Raw genomic sequence first — 5,074 nt, forward strand, 5'->3', positions numbered from 1 at the left:
GAAGGCGGCCGCACAGTCGGCGCCGGCGTGGTTTCCAAAATCACCGAATAATCACGTTATACGGGCTTTGGCCCGCATAACTCTCCCGCGTCTGGGGGATGTGATCGAAGGAAATAAGAAGGCCGCTCCTGACTGGAGCGGCCTTCTTTCTTTTTGAGTAGTGGTTTGGATTGAGTGGTTCATCTCGCGCGAAGACAATGGCGCAGACGGCTGGCACCAATTATCGTATTCGCAATAAGCTGCTCCTACGACTGGTATGGCTTTTAGAATGTTTAGTGTGAGCGGTGCTGCCAATACCCCTCAAGGAGATCTCTTGAACGTTCTGCAAAAAAAACCTACCGGGAAGGTGTCCCGATAGGTGCTTGCTGTTTGATTTGTGTTTGGCGTCTTAAGCGGCCGTGTTGACCTGCTTCACTTCGGCGAATGACAGCAATCTTTTAGAACTTTCATCCCACAAATGCAGGCGCGCGTTGGCAAAGCTTTCACGGACGGTCATCCGGTTAATCTCAGCTAGGCCCGCGTGGTCCTTCAGCACTTCAGGAAGGCGGTAGAACGGGATCCTGCTGTAGAGGTGGTGAATGTGGTGGATGCCAATATTCGCGCTCAGCCATTGCAGCACAGAAGGCAGCACATAGTGAGAGCTGCCTTGTAACGCGGCATCATGCAGATCCCAGTCCTGATCATCTACCCAATGGGTCGTCTCAAACTGGTGTTGGACGTAAAACAGCCAAACACCGGCCGTGGCTGCAAGCAGCGTAGACGGTACAAAGATCAACAGGATCGGCATCAGTCCACCGAAGTACCAAATCACCAAAAGTGCAACGATGATGGCTGCGTTGGTACACATCGCGCTGATCCAGTATTTTGCGTGAGCCATTAGGCCAAGTGGCAGACGGTTCTGAAGGAAAAATAGATACCCAGGTCCCACGCCAAAGAGGATTAGAGGATGGCGGTAAAGCCGGTAGCGAAACTGTTTGTAGCGTGAGAGGCTTTTATACTCCGCGACGGTCAGGGTGTCGATGTCACCGATCCCGCGGCGACCAAGGTTGCCAGCCGAGCTGTGGTGAATTGAATGCGCGCGGCGCCAAACGTCATAAGGTGTGAGTGTCAGTACACCAAGCACGCGTCCTACCCAGTCGCTCAATGCGCGGTCCTTGAAAAACGAACTGTGCCCGCAATCGTGCTGGATGGCAAAGAGCCGCAGCAAAAAGGCGGCATTACACAAAGAGATCGCGAGGGTCAGCCACGCGCTGACAGATAAGGACCACCAAGCGAGCGCCCAGAGGGCGACGAATGGTCCAAGTGTGACAGCCAGTTCATAGAGGCTGCGCGATGTTTTCGGCTCGCGATAGTTGGCGAGTACCTTTACCCACTCCCGCGCATGCTTTGGAACGGGGGTAATTTCAGTGTTTGAGTGTTGGATCATATGCCTGCTTCTTATCTTCTTTGGCAACTTGATAGACCAATGCGCCCATTGAACAACTTATAAAGACGCACCGACCCTTAAGATTTTGCAAATGGCAAAGTTCTTATGGTGTTTTTGCCCCAATGAAGTGATCACGTGGCGTTATGCCGCGCAAGTGGACAGGCTCGGAGTGCCCACTTTAAGGGATTGGCACGGCTTTGACCTACCAATCAGCGTTATTTTATAACATACGGTCTTGGATCGTAGCGTGTCTCTAATATTTGATCGTCGAGAAGCTTAATTCCCCTCTTGCCACGTGTGGCGATTCCCCCTATCCACGCTTCAACCACCGGGGCGCGTTCTTTCGCGCCCTGTGTGCGTTGTGAAAAAAAAGGCGCGAAGAGGCGGAGCGATGAGCGTTCCCCCTCCAATCCGTTTCCATCCCAGATAAAGGGATTTGTATTATGGCTGCTAGCCAGAACATCCGCATCCGCCTGAAGGCGTTTGATTATCGGGTGCTTGATGCTTCCACTCAGGAAATCGTCAACACCGCCAAGCGCACAGGCGCTTCCGTTCGCGGCCCGATTCCGCTGCCGAACAAAATCGAAAAATTCACCGTTCTACGTGGACCCCACGTTGACAAGAAATCCCGTGACCAGTTCGAAATCCGCACGCACAAGCGTCTGCTAGATATCGTTGATCCGACTCCCCAGACCGTGGACGCGCTGATGAAGCTCGACCTCGCCGCTGGTGTGGACGTCGAGATCAAGCTGCAGTCATAAGCGTAGGAGGGTAATATTATGTTGCGCTCAGGCGTTATTGCAAAAAAGATGGGGATGACCCGTCTGTTCATGGAAGACGGTAAGCAGATCCCTGTGACCGTTCTTCAGCTCGACAACCTTCAGGTTATTGCCCAACGCACAATTGAGAAGGATGGCTATCTTGCTGTTCAGCTTGGTGCGGGTACAGCCAAGGTCAAGCGTACATCACAAGCCATGCGCGGTCACTTTGCTGCTGCAAAGGTAGAGCCGAAGCGCAAAGTCGCAGAATTCCGCATTGATGCGGAAGCGATGCTTCCAGTTGGCGAAGAGATCATTGCGGATCACTATTTCGCAGGTCAGTTCGTTGACGTCGCCGGTACATCCATCGGTAAAGGCTTTCAGGGTGCGATGAAGCGTCACAACTTTGGCGGTCTGCGTGCGACACACGGTGTTTCCGTGTCTCACCGCTCACACGGCTCCACGGGCCAGTGTCAGGATCCAGGCAAGGTTTTCAAAGGCAAGAAAATGGCCGGTCACATGGGCGCTGCTCGTGTAACCACGCAGAATCTTGAAGTTGTCAAAACTGACACCGCTCGTGGTCTGATCATGGTCAAAGGCGCGGTTCCAGGCTCCAAAGGTGGGTGGGTCACAGTTAAAGACGCTGTGAAAAAGCCGTTCCCTGATAGCGCGATTGTTCCAGCCGCTTTGGCTTCCGCTGCACGTGAAGCTGCGAAAGCAGCCGAAGAAGCCGCAGCAGCCGAAGCAGAAGTAGCCGCAGCAGAAGCCGCAGCAGCCGAGCAAGCCGCAATGGAAGCCGCAGAAAGCACTGATGCAACCGCACCAGAAGCCGATGCAGATAAGAAAGAAGGTGACGCATGAAACTAGATGTCATCAAACTCGACGGCGGCAATGCCGGATCGATCGACCTGGACGAGGCACTGTTCGGCCTCGACCCACGTGCCGACATCCTGCACCGTGTCGTGCGCTGGCAGCGTAACAACGCTCAGCAGGGTACGCACAAGGTTAAGACACGTCGCGAAGTCAGCTACTCCACCAAGAAGATCTATCGCCAGAAGGGCACCGGCGGCGCACGCCACGGCGCACGTTCTGCTCCGATCTTCCGCGGGGGCGGTATCTACAAGGGTCCAACCCCTCGTAGCCACGGTCACGAACTGACAAAGAAGTTCCGCAAGCTGGGCCTGCGTCATGCACTGTCCGCAAAGGCGAAAGCCGGCGCGCTGGTGATTATCGACGACGCTATGTCCGATGGGAAAACTTCCGCACTGGCCAAGCAGGTGAAATCCCTGGGTTGGAAGCGGGCGTTGATCATTGACGGTGCAACCGTGAATGAGAACTTCCTGCAAGCCGCACGCAACATTGAAGGTCTGGATATCCTGCCAACAATGGGCGCAAACGTATATGACATCCTGAAGCGTGATACACTTGTCATCACAAAAGCAGGACTCGAAGCACTGGAGGCCCGTTTGAAATGAGCGCGAAGCCAGAACATTACGACGTGATCCGCAAGCCAATCATCACTGAAAAAGCTACAATGGCGTCAGAAGCCAATGCCGTGGTTTTCGAAGTGGCGATGGAAAGTAACAAGCCAATGATCAAAGAGGCTGTTGAAGCTCTCTTTGGTGTAAAGGTGAAGGCCGTGAACACGTCCATCACTAAAGGTAAAGTAAAGCGCTTCCGCGGCCAGCTGGGTACACGCAAAGACGTGAAAAAAGCCTATGTGACGCTCGAAGAGGGTAACACCATCGACGTGTCGACCGGTCTGTAAAGTCCGCTTAAGCTGAAATTGAGAAAGCCCTGCTGGAAACAGCGGGGCTTTTTCTATTAGGGCCTCGTCGAAAGTCATTTGTGTGGTCGAGCTCTCAGCCTTGTCGGCTGTTAATCGCCGTATGTCGCCCTAATTGAGATGGCGCTGATAAATAGCTTGCTATTACGCCGGTAAAGGTGCATCTGAGGCAGGCAACGTTACACTGTATATCGCTACTACTGCTCCTTACGGCTCAGTCTTACGATCTTTACCTGACTTAGCCGACCTGCCGCATTCCGCGGGCAGAACACATAAGGAATAAACTGATGGCCAATGGCACAGTAAAATGGTTCAACTCCACTAAAGGTTTTGGTTTTATCGCTCCCGATGGTGGTGCAAAGGACGTTTTCGTTCACATCTCCGCTGTTGAGCAAGCAGGCCTCACAGGCCTGAACGATGACCAGAAAGTCACGTTCGACATCGAAGCCGGCCGTGACGGTCGTGAATCTGCGACAAACCTCGCACTGGCATAAGCTGGTTGGCTCCTGAGGGAGCTAAGGTTTAGAGAAATTGGAAGGGCGTAGCTGTAATGGCTGCGCCCTTTTCTATTGTTGCAGTTTTGCTCCTTTGGTTTGAGAGTGCGACTTTTACTTGAATTGATTGATTTCAGGCAATTCAATGGGACATAAAAGAGCCTTGCCAGTGATAGAGGCGCCCCATATCAGATTCGGGTAATCCACCAACCCCGTTCGGTTTAGCTGCCGCTGCATTGTCCTGGGCGCGTAAGGATGACGAAAATGCTGTTTTGGGGCAGTGGGAACAGGTCCGTAACCGATTTGCGGTAATACGAGGGCTGATAGACCCCGTGCTTGATCAGGCGGCAAGTATTGATGTCCTGTTGCGTTCATTTGAAGACGAGCTTGATCGTAGGGGAGGCGACGCGTCAGCTGATACGGCAGGGCTGTTGTTCCACTTTCAACTATCACGAATGTTGCTCATGTCGGTGTATGAATGCATTAGGAAATTGCATTCGGGTGTTACGCGACGGGAAAGTCTGTATTTCCAGTGCAAGCGCGTAAGTGATTCGAAAGAGAGGTGGTCGCGGGAATTCGGACCAGTAGTTAAGGTGGATCAACTTGTGAA

Annotated in this window: 6 protein-coding genes; 5 read left to right on the plus strand and 1 reads right to left on the minus strand. The window is 53.0% G+C overall.

All coding sequences use genetic code 11. From position 1 onward, the window contains the following. Positions 1 to 388 precede the first annotated feature (388 nt). Positions 389 to 1,426, minus strand: a complete 1,038-nt coding sequence (locus tag V7730_RS21875; RefSeq protein ID WP_335749676.1) for a fatty acid desaturase — start codon at positions 1,424 to 1,426, stop codon at positions 389 to 391. Positions 1,427 to 1,869: 443 nt separating this feature from the next. Here V7730_RS21875 and rpsJ point away from each other — a divergent pair, with 443 nt between their 5' ends. The 5 genes from rpsJ (at position 1,870) to V7730_RS21900 (ending at position 4,464) form a co-directional block, all read left to right on the plus strand. Beyond that, complete coding sequence (rpsJ, locus tag V7730_RS21880) at positions 1,870 to 2,187, plus strand: 30S ribosomal protein S10 (RefSeq protein ID WP_025063450.1); 318 nt, start codon at positions 1,870 to 1,872, stop codon at positions 2,185 to 2,187. 18 nt (positions 2,188 to 2,205) lie between these two features. After that, the gene (rplC, locus tag V7730_RS21885; RefSeq protein WP_335749677.1) at positions 2,206 to 3,045 is read left to right on the plus strand and encodes a 50S ribosomal protein L3; all 840 of its coding nucleotides are present in this window, start codon (positions 2,206 to 2,208) and stop codon (positions 3,043 to 3,045) included. Then, entirely contained in the window at positions 3,042 to 3,659 is a 618-nt protein-coding gene (gene rplD, locus V7730_RS21890) for a 50S ribosomal protein L4 (protein WP_335749678.1), read from the plus strand. Before rplC ends, rplD begins: the two co-directional genes overlap by 4 nt. Further along, positions 3,656 to 3,952 (plus strand): 50S ribosomal protein L23, encoded by a 297-nt coding sequence (locus tag V7730_RS21895; protein ID WP_335749679.1) that lies wholly within the window; start codon positions 3,656 to 3,658, stop codon positions 3,950 to 3,952. The genes rplD and V7730_RS21895 overlap by 4 nt, the downstream gene beginning before the upstream one ends. A 305-nt stretch (positions 3,953 to 4,257) precedes the next feature. Continuing rightward, a complete protein-coding gene (locus V7730_RS21900) occupies positions 4,258 to 4,464 on the plus strand; it encodes a cold-shock protein (protein WP_259999261.1) in 207 nt (68 codons plus the stop codon). Positions 4,465 to 5,074 lie beyond the last annotated feature (610 nt).

The sequence above is a fragment of the Sulfitobacter sp. genome, assembly GCF_036961165.1.
Taxonomy (GTDB): Bacteria; Pseudomonadota; Alphaproteobacteria; order Rhodobacterales; family Rhodobacteraceae; genus Sulfitobacter.